At 36.9% G+C, this 19,248-nt stretch carries 11 protein-coding genes; 9 read left to right on the forward strand and 2 right to left on the reverse strand.

Going from position 1 to position 19,248, the window contains the following annotated elements; genetic code table 11:
• Nucleotides 1-10 precede the first annotated feature (10 nt).
• Nucleotides 11-2,509 carry a glycoside hydrolase family 31 protein gene (locus G7Y57_RS07280; RefSeq protein WP_165021627.1) on the forward strand — a complete coding sequence of 833 codons (2,499 nt, stop codon included), beginning with the start codon at nt 11-13 and terminating at the stop codon, nt 2,507-2,509.
• 25 nt (nt 2,510-2,534) lie between these two features.
• Complete coding sequence (locus tag G7Y57_RS07285; RefSeq protein ID WP_165021628.1) at nt 2,535-4,733, forward strand: glycoside hydrolase family 97 protein; 2,199 nt, start codon at nt 2,535-2,537, stop codon at nt 4,731-4,733.
• 286 nt (nt 4,734-5,019) lie between these two features.
• Here G7Y57_RS07285 and G7Y57_RS07290 read toward each other — a convergent pair whose 3' ends face one another.
• Both G7Y57_RS07290 and G7Y57_RS07295 read right to left on the reverse strand, forming a co-directional pair.
• Nucleotides 5,020-6,459 carry an FISUMP domain-containing protein gene (locus tag G7Y57_RS07290; protein WP_165021629.1) on the reverse strand — a complete coding sequence of 480 codons (1,440 nt, stop codon included), beginning with the start codon at nt 6,457-6,459 and terminating at the stop codon, nt 5,020-5,022.
• Nucleotides 6,460-6,877: 418 nt separating this feature from the next.
• Nucleotides 6,878-7,051 carry a histone H1 gene (locus G7Y57_RS07295; protein WP_165021631.1) on the reverse strand — a complete coding sequence of 58 codons (174 nt, stop codon included), beginning with the start codon at nt 7,049-7,051 and terminating at the stop codon, nt 6,878-6,880.
• Between the two features lie 875 nt (nt 7,052-7,926).
• On the opposite strand from G7Y57_RS07295, the gene G7Y57_RS07300 reads away from it, so the two are divergent.
• The 7 genes from G7Y57_RS07300 (at nt 7,927) to G7Y57_RS07330 (ending at nt 19,126) form a co-directional block, all read left to right on the forward strand.
• Nucleotides 7,927-8,898, forward strand: a complete 972-nt coding sequence (locus G7Y57_RS07300; RefSeq protein WP_165021633.1) for a hypothetical protein — start codon at nt 7,927-7,929, stop codon at nt 8,896-8,898.
• A gap of 110 nt (nt 8,899-9,008) precedes the next feature.
• Complete coding sequence (locus G7Y57_RS07305) at nt 9,009-10,088, forward strand: FISUMP domain-containing protein (protein WP_165021635.1); 1,080 nt, start codon at nt 9,009-9,011, stop codon at nt 10,086-10,088.
• 464 nt (nt 10,089-10,552) lie between these two features.
• Nucleotides 10,553-11,959, forward strand: a complete 1,407-nt coding sequence (locus tag G7Y57_RS07310; RefSeq protein ID WP_165021638.1) for a hypothetical protein — start codon at nt 10,553-10,555, stop codon at nt 11,957-11,959.
• A gap of 27 nt (nt 11,960-11,986) precedes the next feature.
• On the forward strand, nt 11,987-13,507 hold the full coding sequence (locus tag G7Y57_RS07315; protein ID WP_165021640.1) for a M81 family metallopeptidase: 1,521 nt from the start codon (nt 11,987-11,989) through the stop codon (nt 13,505-13,507).
• 54 nt (nt 13,508-13,561) lie between these two features.
• The gene (locus G7Y57_RS07320) at nt 13,562-14,452 is read left to right on the forward strand and encodes an AraC family transcriptional regulator (RefSeq protein ID WP_165021642.1); all 891 of its coding nucleotides are present in this window, start codon (nt 13,562-13,564) and stop codon (nt 14,450-14,452) included.
• A 207-nt stretch (nt 14,453-14,659) separates the two neighbouring features.
• The gene (locus G7Y57_RS07325) at nt 14,660-17,623 is read left to right on the forward strand and encodes a SusC/RagA family TonB-linked outer membrane protein (protein WP_165021644.1); all 2,964 of its coding nucleotides are present in this window, start codon (nt 14,660-14,662) and stop codon (nt 17,621-17,623) included.
• Nucleotides 17,624-17,641: 18 nt separating this feature from the next.
• Nucleotides 17,642-19,126, forward strand: a complete 1,485-nt coding sequence (locus tag G7Y57_RS07330) for a RagB/SusD family nutrient uptake outer membrane protein (protein ID WP_165021646.1) — start codon at nt 17,642-17,644, stop codon at nt 19,124-19,126.
• Nucleotides 19,127-19,248: the final 122 nt, after the last annotated feature.

The following is a 19,248-nucleotide window of genomic DNA, read 5'->3' on the forward strand; positions in this document are numbered from 1 at the left end:
AACAAAATAAATGAATAAAATTAAATATATATTATTGCTATCTCTGTTGATTCCGTTAAGCCTTTTAGCTTCTGCTAATAAGGATGCGAAAGAATGTATTTCTTATACAAAGAATGGCAATCAGGTAATATTTAATAGTAAAGATGGGGCAAAGCTCTCGCTGACTATAAATAGTGGTTCGGTAGTAAAGATATGGTTCGATCCTACAGGTAAGCTTACCCGTAAAAATGAATCATTTGCTGTTGTGAACGAAAGTTTGGAAGATGTAGGCGAGATAAATGTGGACGAACAAGCTGCTTGTTACGAGATATATACATCTAAACTACGCATCAGGTTGAATAAGGATCCGATGCAACTTCAAATCTTCGATAAATGGCAAAAGCTAATTTTTAGCGATTTCAAAGAGATCGGGCACGTATCAGATTCTACCGCTAAAAAAGCCTATAAAGTATTGCGCAAAGATGAACAGTTCTTTGGGTTGGGCGAAAAAACAGGCCCGTTGAATCGCCGTGGTCGTGATTATAAGATGTGGAACAGTGATAAACCATGTTATAGTACATCAGAAGACCCGCTTTATAAAAGTATCCCTTTCTTTATGAGTAGCTACCGTTATGGTATCTTTCTTGATAATACCTATAAAACAGAGTTTAAATTTGGCACGGAATCAGATGAATACTATTCGTTTGAAGCACCTGATGGTGAGTTTATTTACTACTTTATTTTCGGAAAAGACTATAAAGAAATTCAGGAACAATATATTTCATTGACAGGGAAACCGATTATGCCACCCAAATGGGCACTTGGGTTTTCGCAATGTCGCGGACTTTATACAAAGGAGGCGCAAGCATTAGAAATAGCTGCCGAATTCCGTAAACGTCAGATACCATGCGATATTATTTATCAGGATATTGGCTGGACGCAAGGACTTCAGGATTTCAACTGGCGAAAAGGCAATTATACCAATCCTAAAGCTATGCTCGAAACATTGAATAAACAAGGCTTCAAAATGATTCTGTCGCAAGACCCTGTCGTTTCGCAAGCTACAAAAGAACAATGGGAAGAAGCAGACAGATTGGGCTATTTTGCAAAAGATGTTCGTACAGGGAAATCGTACGATATGCCATGGCCTTGGGGAGGCAATTGTGGGGTGGTTGATTTCACTTTACCCGAAGTTGCCGACTGGTGGGGTGAACTCCAACAAAAGCCATTGGATGATGGTGTCAGAGGGTTCTGGACCGACATGGGCGAGCCTGCTTGGAGTAACGAAGAAGATCTGGATCGTCTGAATATGAAGCATCACTTAGGTATGCATGCCAAAATACATAATGTATACGGATTGACATGGGACAAGGTTGTAAAAGAACAATTTGAAAAACGTAATCCCAATAAACGTGTATTTCAGATGACACGTGCTGCTTATGCAGGGCTTCAGCGCTATACATTCGGATGGACCGGCGATAGTGGCAATGGAAACGATGTGCTTGAAGGATGGGGTCAAATGGCTAATCAGGTTGCTATGGGTATCTCTGCCGGTCTAGGTGGTATTCCTTTCTGGACTACAGATATATCGGGGTATTGTGGTGATATAACCGATTATCCGGCTATGGCTGAGTTGTATATCCGTTGGATGCAATTCGGTGTGTTTAATCCGCTGAGTCGTGCGCATCACGAAGGAGATAATGCAGCAGAACCCTGGATGTTTGGCGAAGTAGCAGAACAAAACAGTAAAGCTGCTATCGAATTGAAATATCAACTGTTCCCTTATCTTTATACCTATGCCCGCAAGGCGCACGACACGGGTTTACCAATAACGAGAGGTTTGTTTATGGAATACCCGAACGATGAGGAAGCAACTAAGATAAACGATCAGTTTCTTTTCGGAGAAGAATTGTTAATTGCTCCTGTATTGAAAAAGGGAGAGCGAGTAAAACGTGTTTATTTACCCGAAGGCGAATGGATTGATTTTAATGATAAACAAACCGTTTATCTTGGAGGACAGACCATAGCATATAAAGCACCATTGAATGTAATTCCAATTTTCGTAAAGAAAGGGTCTATCATTCCGCAAATGCCAATCATGCAATATATCCATGAGAAAAAAGATTTCCCTGTATTTGTCGACATTTTTCCAAATTACGCAGGCGAAAGCACTAGTTTTGAGTTGTATGAAGACGAAGGAGAGAATCAGGATTATTTGAAAGATATTTTTTCGAAGACTAAATTTACTTGTTCGACGTTGGATAATGGATATTCAACCGAAATTGTATCTACAGATAATGGTTTCAAGCAATCGAACAAAAGAAATATCGTTTTAAAGTATCATTTGGAAGCTAAACCTAAAAATATACTTGTAAACGGTAAGGATGTTAAGAATGTAAAAGCCGATAATATTATAAAAAATATAGACTTAGATTTTAAATCTGTACAATGGTCTTGGAATGAAGTCACTAAGGAATGCTGGGTAAAAATACCAGATGAAAGAGGGACTGTAAGCATATCCGTAAATTAATTCAAAACTAAATAATAAGAGGATAATGAAGAAACTATTTTTACTGTTGTGTATCTCTGCTATGGCAAATTACATGATGGCACAAGAATTAAAATCACCTGATGGTAATCTGTCTATGAACTTCTCGGTTCAGGGTGGGGGAGTACCGACTTATAGACTAACTTATAAGGGTAAGGATGTTATCAAAACCAGTAAACTAGGTCTCGAACTGAAAGACGAAAATCCGACAGCTGAATTTGGTACAGAAATGGGAATGAATGGAAAAAGTAATAATCCAAAGACTTCTTTATACGATAAGTTTAGTGTAGTGGATACCAAGACATCAACTTTCGATGAAACATGGAAACCAGTTTGGGGTGAAGTAAACGAAATTCGCAGCAATTATAACGAATTGGCTGTAACATTAAATCAGTCGGGTACTAATCGTCAGATTGTAATTCGTTTTCGTCTCTTTAATGACGGTCTTGGTTTTCGTTACGAGTTTCCACAGCAAGCCGATCTGAATTATTTTGTGATCAAAGAAGAAAGAACTCAATTTGCTATGCCGGGCGATATTAAAGCATACTGGATTCCGGGCGATTATGATACGCAAGAGTATGATTATGTTATCTCTAACTTGTCAGAAATAAAAGGATTATTCAAGAGTGCTGTAACCGATAATGCTTCGCAAACACAATTTTCGCAAACAGGTGTTCAAACACCGTTAATGTTGAAATCGAACGATGGCATATACATTAATATCCACGAAGCTGCATTGGTAGACTATTCTGCTTTGTCACTCAATCTGGATGATAGCAATTTCACTTTCGAGTCGTGGTTAACACCTGATGCAAGAGGTGATAAAGGTTATATGCAAACACCATGTCAATCGCCTTGGCGTACGGTAGTAGTGAGTGACGATGCCCGTAATATTCTGGCTTCTAAACTTATTTTGAATCTGAACGAACCCTCTAAGATTGCAGATACATCATGGATCAAACCTGTAAAATATATGGGTGTATGGTGGGAAATGATTACAGGCAAAAGTTCGTGGGCATATACCGATCTGCCGAGTGTGCAACTAGGCGTTACCGATTATTCGAAAACTAAACCGAATGGAAAACATGGAGCTAATAACGAGAATGTAAAAAGATACATCGATTTCGCTTCAAAACATGGCTTCGATCAAGTGCTGGTAGAAGGATGGAATGTAGGTTGGGAAGACTGGTTCGGTAAAACCAAAGACTACGTATTTGATTTTGTCACACCTTACCCCGATTTTGATGTTGCTATGCTACGCGATTATGCAAAAAGCAAAAATGTAAAATTGCAGATGCATCACGAAACATCAGGTTCGGTTCGCAATTACGAACGTCATCTGGATCAGGCATATCAATTTATGGTAGATAATAACTATAATTCTGTAAAAAGCGGTTATGTCGGTGATATGATACCTCGTGGCGAATATCATTACGGACAATGGCTTAACAATCATTATTTATATGCAATAAAGAAAGCAGCCGACTATAAGATAATGGTTAATGCTCACGAAGCTGTTCACCCTACAGGATTACACCGTACCTATCCAAATCTGTTGGCGCAGGAATCTGCCAGAGGAACAGAATATCAGGCATTCGGCGGAAGTAAAGCATATCATACAACTATATTACCTTTCACCCGCTTGATGGGTGGTCCTATGGATTATACTCCGGGTATATTCGAAATGGATATCAATACAATTAATCCCGATAATAATTCGCATGTAAACACTACGTTGGCAAATCAATTGGCACTTTATGTAACAATGTATAGTCCATTGCAAATGGCTGCCGATTTCCCTGAACATTACGAACGTTTTATGGATGCATTTCAATTTATAAAAGATGTAGCTATAGACTGGGATAATAGTAAATATCTTGAGGCAGAACCGGGAGAATTTATTACGGTAGCTCGTAAAGCAAAAGGAACAAATAATTGGTTTGTAGGTAATGTTGCAGGAGAGAAAGGTTATACATCGAATATAATTTTCGATTTCTTAGATGCTGATAAAACGTATATTGCAACTATATACGCCGATGCAAAAGATGCTCATTATAAAACAAATCCACAGTCATATACTGTACGTAAAGTTGTTGTGACTAATAAGTCTAAATTGACACAGTCATCTGCTCCGGGTGGTGGTTATGCAATTAGCATTTTCGAAGTGACTGATAAGACTCAGACCAAAGGCTTGAAAAAACTATAAGGATATATCATTTAGTTTCATTGTAATATAAATAAGTCTCAAGATTTTTCTTGGGACTTATTTATTTTGAGTTCGTCTTGACTTTTAACCACAGAGTCGCACTGATCTCCGAAATTTTCTTCTAGCTTGTTTTTTATCTCTATGCTTTCCTTATCTGAACTTAAAAAAATAGGTGGACAATTTTAATTGTCCACCTAAAAAGATATAATTGATTTGTTTAATGAGTCAATCTACTTTCTTTTTCGACTAAGAATATAAGAGAAAAAGAAAGTACTTATATAAGTTCCTAATTTTTCTTACAACGTACACTGAATAAATCTACCCTAGCGCTCCATCCACGATGAGTGCCCCCATGTATAGCCTGTGAATTAATTTCAGTATAAAGAGAGCGACGCATACCGTCAGTTGCTCCAAAACTACTGGCTGACCAGAAATAGGCATTGTTTTCTTTGTAAGTGGGATTAGAAATATCAGCATTATAGTGCCCTGTTAAGTAAGCATCAAAGCCTCCTAAAAGAGCCGTGTTACTTTCTCCTCTCGTTGCAACTTTTCCGGCAAGAGCTGTTTTTGATTTCATTGCGCGCCCCAGACCATCAATACCACGCCAGTCCATATCGTCATAGCCGATCATCTTTGCTTCTCCTAAATCGGGTACATTACTAAACACACTGGTTTTTCTGATGATTCCGTTTTCGAGGTCAGTCCATTCCTGATCACTTGGCAGATGCCAGCCTGAAGGGCAAATACCTTGAATATTGACATCACTTTGATTACTACCGGCCTGATTGGCATCTCCGGGATTGGGTGTTTGCCCTGCTCCTGATCCTACATTGATACTGGCGTACCAATTGTATAGCAAGCCATAAAGATTGGCCGGATCACTACTTAACATTTGGTAATGAGGGGTTCCAACAGGCATACTTTCCGAAAACTGAAGAATGTCTGTTCCATTAGGCATTTTTGTTGTATTCAGGTGCTGAGTCATCCAAATACCATCTGTAAATACTTTCTCTGTTTGGGTTATGTTTTCTACACTGGTCCATGCCGGATTAGATACGGGATCACAACTATTATTGCGTTTCACAATATATGACCTTGTTATGGTTTTATATCCTACATAAAAACGGGAGGTGGTATATGTGCGACTTTCCGTACCTCTGGTATCTTGCAAATCGGGAGTGTTATTGGTTGTATTGTGTCCTAAGTTATATTTTCCTGCTAATCGGTCAGCCTGTTTATCTAGCGACCAACCATCAGATACTGAAGGGTCCAAGTATTGAAATCCGCGCACAATAGGTTGAGTGTTATCTAATTCTTTTACTTCGATTGGAGCGGCATAGGATGCTATTGGTTGCCAAAATTCACCATCCCAAACATGCATGCCGGGACATATACGATTAGTTTGGTTTTCAACAGTATTCACGTTATATACCAATAAGCCAATGTGTTCATTTCTATCCCAGATGTCGGCAGTTGTTGTACCATCAAGAGTTGGAGCCATATTGGTCTCCCCACCTGCGACATCAATAGTTAAAGACTTGAGTGATATTCGTGGCATACCCAGCCCTTTGTTTGAGGAACCATCAGCGTTTTCTTTTAGATCGAGCAATGCTCCTGTATTAGGGGTTACATGACTTCCGATAGTAGCTTGAGCATTTGCTACTATAGAGGAAATTAAAAACAGCACGAAGTATACCCAAAAATGTTTTGTAAAGTTCTTTTTCATATTAAAAAGCTACGTTGAATGTAAGTTTATGTTATTGATTACTCCAATCGGCGGACAAAAGTACAAAAAAAAGAATAAGAAAAAAAGTTAACTGCATTCTCGTCTTAATTTAACATTCAATTCTATCACTCCATATACGAAGACTATGTTGGAATTATAAGTGGTGGAAAGAAAAATATTCTGATTGTTTTTTGTTGTTACACGTTTGATTATAAACTGATCTATTTCTGTTTAAGTGTTTGATTTTGATTTGTTTATATATTTACAACCAAACCATTATAAATATATGTATAATATTGGCTACAAAGTTAACGTGACAGTAATCTCTTTGTATTTATTCAAAATATAAAAAAAGGTCGGAATTTCTTCCGACCACTAGTGACCTTTCGATCACCTTAAAACAAAATGTAAAATTATATTACTTTGAAGCTTCTATTGAAGTCTTTCTGAATTCTTTCAAAGCTTTTTCTATTGCTAAGGAAGCCTTTCTTGCACGAGTTCCGGCTGCTTTGTTTCCACTTTCTACTTGTTGCGTAGCGTCTTTAGTAAAATCTGCAAATAATTGGTTTAAATTCTCTAGTTGTTGTTTCATAATCATTTTTTTTTATTTAAAAATTCGGTCAAAGATAATTTGAAGTAGAAAATAAACAAAGTAACACTAGTTTTAGTTTTTAACAATGTAGTTTATTTTAATAAGATCCGCTTTTGAAACTGGATATTCTACTTCATATAAGATGTCGATATCAAAATTATCATTCTGATTTTTTCATTCAAATATGTATATTAGCAAATCAAATAAATACTTGGGGGATAGCTTATGCAAAAGATAACTGGAACATATATTATAGAGGTAAAATAATCAGAGATTATAATTGAGTCTTTGGGACTCCTCGGAATTAGGATATGTTAAAAAAATGCGAATTATCGTGGTTCAAAGGGTTTGATTAACACAAGCTTTACAAAACTGCACAAAGGCTTAGTACAAGCTTTCTTTCTACATTATTTCTTGCCTGTATTGACAATTCAAATATTGCTTTTATACCGTTTTAACTTCTGATATTTTGTGAAAAGTGATACTTCAGTTATAATTAATTGTCCGTAAAGCTTGGCTAAATTGTAGCGAGTAAAGGAATGGAGAGTATAGCGATGGCTCAAAATAACAAAATAGATAAAGTCTCACATGTGAGACTTTGTTGATTCGATCAAATATAAAGATTAATAAAATTCAATAGGCACACAAAGAGGTGATTAATGTCTAGACAAGCTGCTGAAACGGATTAATGTAATCTTAATAGTTAGATTTAGTTCCTCATTAACGAGACTTTTATTTGATTGTGTCCGATATTCGAAACGATTAGTGGCCTCAACTTGCTTATAAAGGAACAACTGGACGCTTTCAATCATTTCTTTATTATATATGTTTGTACCGTTTTACAAGACTCCGATATGTAGGAAATAAATAGCTTTATGGCACAGTTGGAATTTAATAAGAGAATAGTAGAGGAAATTCAAAGAACTTTGCCCGAAGGAATAACTTTAGCAACTGTTTTATTGGAAGCATTACCTCTTGGAAAAGAAAGTGTTTACAGAAGACTAAGGGGGGAGGTTTCATTTTCTTTGGAAGAAACAGCATTACTATCTAGGAAGTTTAATTTCTCGATGGATAAAATTCTTAATTATCATGCTGAGAATGTATCTTTCAATTTAGATGCCCATGAGCCTCACTTTGAAGTCGAACTTTACACACATAGACTATCTGTTTGCATCAATTTTTTCAAGAAAATGACAACATACTCCGATTCTGAAGCTAGGTATGCTCTTAATACCTTGCCTTTCGTATTTTATCTGGAGTGCCCCCATCTTTCACGATTTCAGTATTTTAAATGGCTACATCAATTAGGGAAGTCTTCCTATAATACTAGTTATAATGAGGTAGTTATCCCTCCGACCATATTTGAATTACAAAAACAATTTGTTAGAGAAGCTCAAAATATTAATTCTTCCGTACTAATATTAGACCAAAATGTATTCACGTCTTTACAATATGATATAGAGTATTTCTATCAATTGCAATTAATAAGTGGGGACGATTTGCAATTGATTAAACAAGAGATTCTTGATTTAATTGGTTATGTAGAAGATATTGCAGAAAGTGGAACTTACAGCACAGGAGAAAAGTTTTTTATATATCTATCTAACATCAATATAGAAGCATCATATAGTCATTTTCAATATGCAGATAATCAATATGCACATCTTAGATTATATGGAATAAGCGGTGTGGATACCCAATCAGCCCAAAGCTGTGAAAAACAGAAGGAGTGGATTGACTCAATTAGAAGACACTCTACTTTAATATCGGCTAGCGGACAAGTATATAGGTACGAGTATTTTAGAAAGCAAAGGGAGTCAGTAAACTCGATGGGAAATATATTATAAATAGAGCCGAGAACAAATTATGTTATAGTTATACAAACTATAACTTTTCGCTTAGGCTTCGACACAATAATACACTATATAATTTACAAACAAATTTTACACATAGAGAAATGAAGTACATTAAAATTTATTTATTATTATTTACACTGTTTTTACAAAATATACTTTGGGCTCAGGTTACGATCGGCTCTGGCGAAAAAGCTACAGATGGAGCATTGCTAGACTTAAAAGAAGTGCCTTCGACTAACCAGACAACTTCGACCAAAGGATTGCTTCTTCCTAGGGTTATAATACCTGATTTAAAAATCTTACAGATGGGAGATAATAAAATTGAAAATACTAATGATGCATGGCTTAAGCATTCAGGATTAATGGTTTATAATGTTAAGAGAGATGATTGTGCCAATGTTATGCCGGGAGTACACTTGTGGGGCGGCAGCGAATGGTTACCTCTGGGTGAAGCTTCTAAATTTATTGGAGAAACAGAGGTGTTAACCGATGTGAGAGGTAGCGAAGTGGTTAATTATCAAATTGGCAGATTCAAATCAGCGAATACAGATGCCGGTTGGTGGATGTTAGAAAACGTGAGAGCTACAAAATGGGCCGATGGAACGAGTACAGATCTTGAATTTACAATTCCTAGTGAGACAAATATGGGTAACGGTGACGAGCCGTTGTACACTTATCCTATGGCTGATCCGGCTAAGGTAAGCGAGCACGGCTTTTTTTATAATTATGCTGCTGCATCACGTAAAGCGCCTGTTTACGTTGAGCAATTTCCCGATAAAGTTCAAGGCATTTGTCCTGATGGCTGGCATTTACCCTCTCAGGATGATTGGCATACACTGTTTCGTGCAATCACCGAAAATCCTTGTCAATTTTCGCGTAGTTCAGTGAACGCAAATTATGCAGGAAATGCTCAGAAAATGGATGTAACGCCTTTAGGGAAAAGTAGACCAATGAAGGAAGGGGGCTTCAATGCTGTGCTGACAGGAGCTGTATATGCCAATGGTGCCGCAACAAATATTGATTCTTATGGATATTATTGGAATAGATATCCCTCTATTTCGGGCGGATACGAAGTATTGGGAGCACTTACATTCGTTTTTTATACAGCAACCCAGCATGGAATTAGGCTTATGGCTGCCAGTTACTATTTGCCTGTGCGCTGTGTGAAAGATGTTCAATAATTAGAGAAATATGCAATAAATACAAACAAATAATCTTAGAATACTGCAATTAGCAGCCTTTTATTCTTATGATTATTTGATAGAGTTCAGGAGTAATTATTTTCTCCGTACCAAGAAAAGTGGCTGTCTAAGCCACTTTTCTTGCTTTAAAACTATTTCTAGCGTAAATATCATTTATTTATTCCTGCTCCCTGTTTACTGAATTGATACTTTTCAGATTAGTATTAAATATTGAGAATAAACAAGTTGAATTATTTAGATATTGGAAAGTGTACAAAACTCAAGTAAATAATACTCTAATATAGACTAAGTTAGAAATGCATTTCTAACTTTTCCATTTATTAACTAACTTTCTGGTATCTTATCATTGGCTATGGTAAAATACTATAACTATTGGCTAAAATAAGATACAAAATGATTATAGATGAATTTTATATTTGTAAAACATATATTCTTATACAACCATGAAAAACGAAAACGTATATCTAAAAGAAATCAATTGGCCCGAATTTGGTCTTGCTTCTCCTATCATATATCCTGAAGCCGAAGAAATAGAAAATCGTATATCCAAATGTCGTGAAATGATGGAACATCGCAATCTGACTCATCTAGTTGTGTATGGAGATCGCGAACATTTTGCTAACTTGATGTATCTCGCTCATTTTGACCCTCGTTTCGAAGAAGCACTAATGATAATCAGTAAAGAGGGAGCGCCTCTTATGCTCGTAGGCAATGAATGTGTGGGGCATTTAACCGTATCACCTTTATACAATGCAGGTAAACTCCGTTATGAGAGATACCAACCATTTTCGCTAATTAGCCAGCCAAGAGACGAGAGTAGGGGATTGGCTGAAATATTGAGAGGAGAAGGAATAAATGATGACTCGAAAGTAGGATGTATGGGCTGGAAATATTATTCGGACATTGAGTTTGCCGACTATCAAAAAGCGATTGAAATTCCATCATTTATAGTTGACAAACTCCGTTCTATCTGCGGATACGATAATGTGCTGAATGCTTCAGATATATTGATGTCGCCTGCATACGGATTGAAATCAATATTATCAGCTTTCGAAATAGCCCATTTTGAATTTGTAAATGTGATGGCATCCGAAGGTCTTAAAAATCTATTTAAAAATTTCAGAGCAGGTATTACCGATTTTGAATTAATTGCAGAACATCATTATACAGGTTATCCGTTAGGTTGCCATACAGGGATAAAAAGTTCGGGAAATCAACATATAGGTCTCTCCAGTCCTGTTGGCGCTATAATTAAAAAAGGAGAGCCTTGCTCTACCGGAATCGCTTATTGGGGCAGTAATATTTGCCGTGCAGGGTGGGTAGCAGAAAACGAAAGCGATTTACCTGAGTATGCGAGAGAATATGTACAAAATCTTGCTGCGCCTTATTTTTATGCCTGCGCCCAATGGTATGAGACAATGAAAATCGGTACAAAAGGAAAAGTTTTCAGAGAACTGATAGATAAACTCCTTCCTTTCGACGATTTTGGTGTCTATCTCAATCCCGGTCATTTAATTCACTTCGACGAATGGGTCAGTTCTCCTATATATAAAGATTCAGAAGATGAGATTCGCTCAGGAATGTATCTTCAAGTAGATATTATTCCCAGATCGAAGAAATATTTTTCGTCAAGAATGGAAGACGGTATCGTTATCGCAGACGAAAAATTGCAAAAAGAACTCAAAGAGCAATACCCTGATACCTACAACAGATGTATGGCTCGACGTACGTTTATGATCGAGGAGTTGGGCATTAATTTACCTGAAGAAATATTACCACTTTCGAACATACCTGCCATAGTACCTCCATTTTTCTTAAACAGTAAAAAAATATTGAGCCTAAAACCCTAGAATAATTTAATAAACAAAAAAGTAGCTATGAAAAAACACCTATTTATTTATATCCTATTAGGAGCCTTCCTTACAATGCTCTGTATTTCTTGCAAAACAGAAAATAAAGGCAATGGAAGTACACGTATCTTAACATTGGGGATTCGTAACGAGTCTAATACGTTCTCCACGTTGCCGACTACAGAAGCTGATTTTAAAACCTTACGAGGTCAAGACGTATTAAAAGATGAGCCGTGGGCTGAAGTTTGCCGTAACGAAGGAGTGGAACTTATCCCTACTCTTCATGCCTATGCTTGGCCCGGGGGTATAGTGGAGCGTACAATATTTGAAAAATACAAGCAAGAAATACTTGATAGCATAAAGAATGCAGGGCATCTGGACGGTATATATATGGATATGCATGGCGCACTTCATGTAGAAGGTTATGAAGATGCACAAGCTACTTTGATAAAAGAAATAAGAGAGATTGTAGGGAATGATGTTCTTATAAGTGGCAGTTTTGATCTACATGGTAATTTATCGCCCGATTTTGTAAAAAACATCAATATCCTTACAGCTTACCGTACTGCTCCACATAGAGATGGAAACGAAACACAGACCCGAGCAATTACACTTCTTATTCAAGCAATAAAAGAAGATTTAAAACCGCATATCGAATCTGTGATAATTCCCATCTTAGTGCCCGGAGAGAAAAGTATTACCGAAGTCGAACCTTTGCACTCTATATATGCTCAAATTCCTGATGTTGCAAAAGCAGAAGGAATGATGGATGCTTCTATATTCGCAGGATATTGCTGGGCAGATCTTCCCCGCTCAGCTATGCGTGTGTTTGTTGTAGCAAAAGATGAAAAATATGCTGACATAGCCAAAACAAAAGCGAATAATTTAGCTCAACAAATATGGGATCGCAGAACCGAAATGAAACTGGATGTGCCCGAAGGCACAATAGATGAGATGATTGTGAAAGCCGGTGAATATGATAAAACAGTATTTATTTCCGATTCTGGCGATAATACAACAGCGGGAGCTCCGGGCGATAATACTCAAGTATTAGAAGCTTTGATAAAATACAACTCTAAAGACGCATTTGTAGCTGGTATTGTAGATAATGACGCATTAAGAAAATGTGTTGAAACTGGCATTGGTAAAGATGTTAATGTTAAACTTGGTGGAAAAGTCGATTATATTTTTGGAAAACCCTTGCAAGTAAAAGGGAAAGTTATATATTTATCACCGGATTCGATATTAAAAACACCAAGAGCCGCCGCAGTAGTCGATATTGATGGGATTAAAGTTGCTATAATTAGTACACGCCGATCATTTATCGAAGTACGGGATTTTACAGAAATAGGATTCAATCCACTTGACTTTAAAATTGTTGTAGTAAAACTAGGTTATCTATATCCTGAGCTTCGAGACATAGCTCCGGTACACTTGATGGCACTTACTTCAGGCTTTTGCAATTTAGATATGCGAACACTTCCATTTAAACACGTAAGCAGACCCAGCTATCCTTTAGATTTAGAAATGAATTGGAAAACACCTTAAAATATATAAAATGAGTACATAACATATCATTAACCATTACTAACACCAACACCTATGAAACCATTATATCAGGATTTGCCATTTACACCAGCTAGCTATGTAAATGTTTATAAAGAAGAACTGCCCCACTTTATTGTCCCTTGGCATTATCACCCTGAAATCGAAATCATGTATATTCTCGAAGGAACAGGAACACGATTTGTAGGTGATCACATAGAAGAATATGGTGAGGGCGATTTGTGTATAATAGGAGCAAATTTACCTCACGAATGGAGAAATGACGATATATTCTTTCACAAGGAATCGAACTTGCGGGCTTCATGCTTATGTTTATTTTTTCAGAGAGAATTATTTGGTGCTAATCTACTCAATCTACCGGAAATGGACAATATAAAATCTTTGTTGGAAAAAGCAGAGAGAGGAGTAAAGTTCGTAGGTAAATCGAGAGAAGAGATCGGTAAATTGATAAATGAATATGTAAATGAGAATGGTGCAGGTCGCATCGCAAAACTAATACTCTTACTCGAACAAATGGCTTCTGCCGAAGAATACGAATCATTAGCCAGTGTCGGTTATACCCGCAACACTCTAAATTCAGGCGATTTTGAGCGGTTCAACAAAGTATATCAATATATATTAAGAAACTTTACCAGACCAATCCGACTCGAAGAAGTCTCGTCGCTTGTCGGATTAACTCCGAATGCCTTTTGCCGCTATTTCAGAGATCGCACAAAGAAAACTTTTGTACAGTATCTGAATGATGTTCGCATAGGTCATGCTAAAAAACTTTTGATTGAAGATAAGATGACAATATCTGCTCTTAGCATAGAATCCGGATTTTATAATCTGTCTAATTTTATTGATCAGTTCAAGCGTTCTACTAATATGTCACCGTCAGAATATCAAAGAAAATACGGCGCTAAAAACAGAAAAGTACCAGTATAGTAAGATACCAGAAGTATTGGCGAGAATCGCATAAAATAGCCTCTATTATTAAAAATACATTTGCATTGTAACATAAATGTTTAATGCCTATGAATAAGTAATAATAAAGGCTTTTTCTATTAATATATGTAGAAAAGCAATTCACCTTAAACTTTCGTATTTAGCAAATAAGCTACCTAAATTTTAAAATCTTAATAATCTGATGGTATGAAAAAAAAATCAAATCAAAATCTTTTAGACAAACGAATAATTCGTTTTTGTCAAAGAATGCTCCTGATTATTTTTGGTTTTAGTTTAATTGGGATAAACCTATCGGCCCAAACTAAAACACAACAGGACAAAATACTTAAAGGTACAGTTGTAAGTGCATCAGGCGAAACCTTGCCGGGTGCTTCGGTAACAATAACAGGGACAAATGTCGGCATTATGTCCGACCATGAAGGACGCTTCTCAATTAATGTGCCCACAGGGTCGAAAGAATTGAAAGTGACCCTTATTGGTATGAAATCTCAAACTATACCTATTGGCTCCGAAACAAATATTAGAATAACTATGGAGGACGATGCTGTTATGTTGGATGACGTAATTGCTATCGGTTATGGTACAATACAAAAGAAAGACTTATCTGGGTCTGTAGCTAATATCTCCGAAAGAGACTTTAATAAAGGTGTGGTAACATCTGCCGACCAATTGCTAAAGGGAAAAGTTTCAGGACTTGTAATCACAAGACCCGGAGGTGATCCGACTCAAAGTGCCACTATGCGCTTAAGAGGTTCTACTTCTTTGATGGGAGGAAACGGACCATTAGTTGTAATAGACGGAGTTCCCGGAGCGTCATTAAATAGCGTAGCGCCGCAAGACATTGAATCGATGAGTGTATTGAAAGATGCTTCTGCCGCAGCTATATATGGAGCACGAAGCGCTAATGGCGTTATTCTGATTACAACAAAAAAAGGTAAAGCAGGTAAAACATCTATTACTTATGATGGATTTTTTGCAGTAGAAAACTTGGCCAACAATCTGGATATGCTCACTGCTGACGAATGGCGAAAATATGTAAAAGATAATGATATTACAAAAGCCATGGACTATGGTGGGGATACAAAGTGGAATGAAGAAATTTATAGAACAGGGTATTCTCAAAATCACAATTTAAGCCTGATGGGTGGAACAGAAAACTCTACTTACAGAGCATCTGTGAACTATCTCGATCAAAAAGGAATTGTACTTGATAATGGTCTGCAACGTTTGAACGCAAATATATCTTTCGATCAGACTGCTCTTGACGGTAATCTTAGAGTATTACTGAATGCTAATACAGCAATCGAAGACTGGACAAGTGTTCCTACCACAAATGTATTTGCATATTCGTTGAATCTAAATCCAACCATTCCTGTTTATGACGACAACGGAGGATTTAAAGAAGTATCGGGATACGAGTATTACAATCCCGTAGCAATGTTGAAACAGATGACCTCAGAAAGTAAACGCAATCAGTTTATGGGACGTATCCAGGTTGAATACAAATTCTTAAATATGTTTACAGCTGCGGTTAATGGTTCGTTGTCAAGAACTAATAGACTGAACGGTTATTACGAATCGAAAGATTCGCGAACCGCAGAGCAAATAAACGGATTGGCACGACGTTCGACAGTAGAAGATAATACTAGACTATTGGAAACTACTCTAACTTTCGATAAAACATTTAATAAAGTACACAAAATAAACGCAATAGCCGGATATTCTTATCAGGATTTTTCGACTGAAAACTTTATGGCTCAACGAAGAGGATTTATCAATGATAAATTTATGTACAATAACTTCGGTGCAGCAGAAGGTGTTATGAATCCATCTGATGTAACAAGTTGGAAAGAAAAAAACAAACTGATTTCGATGTATGCCAGAGCGAACTATTCTATGGCCGGAAAATACATTTTTACCGGAACAATCAGACGAGATGGCTCGAGTAAATTCGGTAAAGATAATAAATGGGGCACATTCCCTTCGGGTTCTGTGGCTTGGAGAATCAGCGAAGAAAGCTTTATGAAGAATATCTCGTTCTTAGACGATCTTAAAATGCGTGTCAGTTACGGTATTACAGGTAATCAGGATATAGGAAACTACAAATCTGCTGCATTATACGGTGCTGCCGGATATTACTACCGCGATGGAAGCTTCTATACTCAATATGCTCCTAATCAAAACGAAAATCCAAATTTGAAATGGGAAGAAACTGCTCAACTCGATTTCGGATTCGATTACTACCTTTTGGGTGGAAAAATAAGAGGAAGTATAGATTATTACAATAAACAAACATCTAACTTGCTTTATGATTATCCCGTTTCTACACCTCCATATCAATACAGAACTATGATGGCGAATGTAGGTAAAGTAGAAAATAAAGGGATTGAATTGTCTGTAGAAGCAACAATGGTTGATACTAAGGATTTCAAATGGGATCTGGGCTTCAATTTCGCTAAAAACAAGAATACACTTAAATCGTTGTCGAACGACGAATTCAAACTGGATGTAGTTTACACCGGCGAATGGTCTCTAAACGGATTACAGGAGACACCTCAAATACTTAAACCGGGTTATTCTATCGGAACATTCTATGGTGCAAAATACACAGGCAAAGATGAAAACGGTATATTCCAATATGAGGATGTAAGTAAAGATGGAAAATTTGTTTATGCAGACGATAGAACGGTGATTGGTAATGCACAACCTGATTTTACTATGAATATGTCGAACTCTTTCCAATATAAAAACCTGTCGTTGTCATTTATGATGAGAGGAGTATTTGGAAACGATATTGCTAACTCTACAGGACTGTATCTGGACGATATAAACCGTATGCCCGGAAGTAATGTATTGAGATCGGCTCTTGATAAAGCAGCTCAACCGTTGGTATATTCTTCTTACTATATAGAAGACGGAAGTTTTGTCCGCATGGAATATCTTACTTTAGGATACGATTTCAAACTACCTGCCAGCTCTAAAATTAAAAATATAAGACTTTCGGCCACAGCTAATAATCTATTTATTATAACAGGTTATTCAGGTATAGACCCAGAAGTAAACGCTGACGGACTGGTATTGGGTATAGATGCCCGAAACTATTATCCTAAAACACGGGCATTCTCTTTGGGAGTAAATGTATCATTTTAACTATCAAAAACGTATATCATGAAAAGAAAATATATATTATCCATATTTCTGTCCGGCATTTTGGGACTTACATCTTGTACCGATCTCGATGAAGATTTCTATAGTGTAACACCTCAAGATGAATTCGGAGGTACGACAGAAGAAATGAATTCACTGATTGGCCCTGCATACGGAACATTAGTCAACTATGTCAATAATGATTTCTGGATGCAAGAAATTACTACCGATGAATATATGATTCCGGCACGCGGACTGGATTGGTATTCGGGCGGTATCCATTTACGATACCATACACATGAATGGTCTGCAAAAGAAACTCCTGACTTCTGGCGGTTCGAGCAAGTAACTACTGTCAACAAGATTATTGACATGTTAGATAAGACAGCCGTTCAGATTGAAAACAAAGAGCGTACTTATGCTGAATTGAGAACGATCAGGGCTTTCTGGTACTTTATGATGCTCGACAATATAGGCAATGTGCCTATTGTTACGTCTTTCGACGGTACACTACCAACCAATAATACACGTAAGGAAGTTTACGATTTTGTAGAAAAAGAATTATTGGAATCAGTAGAAGGGCTTTCCGAAGACAAGAACGCAAGTACGTATGCTAAAGCTACGAAATGGGTTGCATATACAATTTTAGCAAAATTATATCTGAATGCTCAAGTATATACCGGTACAGCTCAATGGGATAAATGTCTTACTTATGCCAATAAAGTTATCGAATCGGGTTTGTATCAATTAGAACCTAATATCTTCAATAATTTCAAAGTAAAGAATGAAGGCTCTACCGAAAATATATTTGCTATACCTTACGATGCAGAATATTTCAGAGGTTATTTTATCCCTTACCAAATGTCTTGGCATTACTCCAACTATACAACTTTCGATGTACAATTCAGTTCGTGGAACGGACCTTGCGCAGTACCTGGTTTTGTGAAAAGTTTTGATAAAGATGATGCTCGTTATGCTTCATTCTTAATAGGACCTCAATATTCTGCTGATGGACAAACTCTTTATATACGTGATGGTGTTACTCCTCTTGATTTCACAATCGAAGTTGGTGATTTTGCGAATGCAAACGAGAATGAAGGAGCGAGACTATTCAAATGGGAAGTTGAAAAAGGAGGTAAAAATCACCTGAATAACGACTTTGCTATATTCAGATACTCAGATGTTTTACTCATGAAAGCAGAATGCTTGTTGCGTAAAGGAGACGAACCTAGTGCACGTACTATTGTAAATCAAGTAAGAGAACGCAACTTTAGCCCGGCAAAACCATTGCCTACTCTGACTCTTGATTTATTACTTAAAGAACGGGGCTTTGAATTTGTTTTTGAAGGATGGAGAAGAAACGACCTTATACGTTTCGATGCATTCAAGGGAACATGGGATTTTAAACCTAATCAAGACCCTGCTGATAAACACACTTACCTATTTCCAATACCTCTGGCGGTAATGGATAAAAACCCACATTTGAAACAGAATCCGGGTTACTAATTACTGACTTTTACTTAGCCATGTCTCAGAGGTCTATTATCTGAGGAGTAATGGAGAATTTTAAACTGAAAGGTCTATAGACTTTTGAGACAGGCTATTTTATTGCTTCATATTCAATATGA

This window comes from Dysgonomonas sp. ZJ279, assembly GCF_011039205.1.
Classification (GTDB): Bacteria; Bacteroidota; Bacteroidia; order Bacteroidales; family Dysgonomonadaceae; genus Dysgonomonas.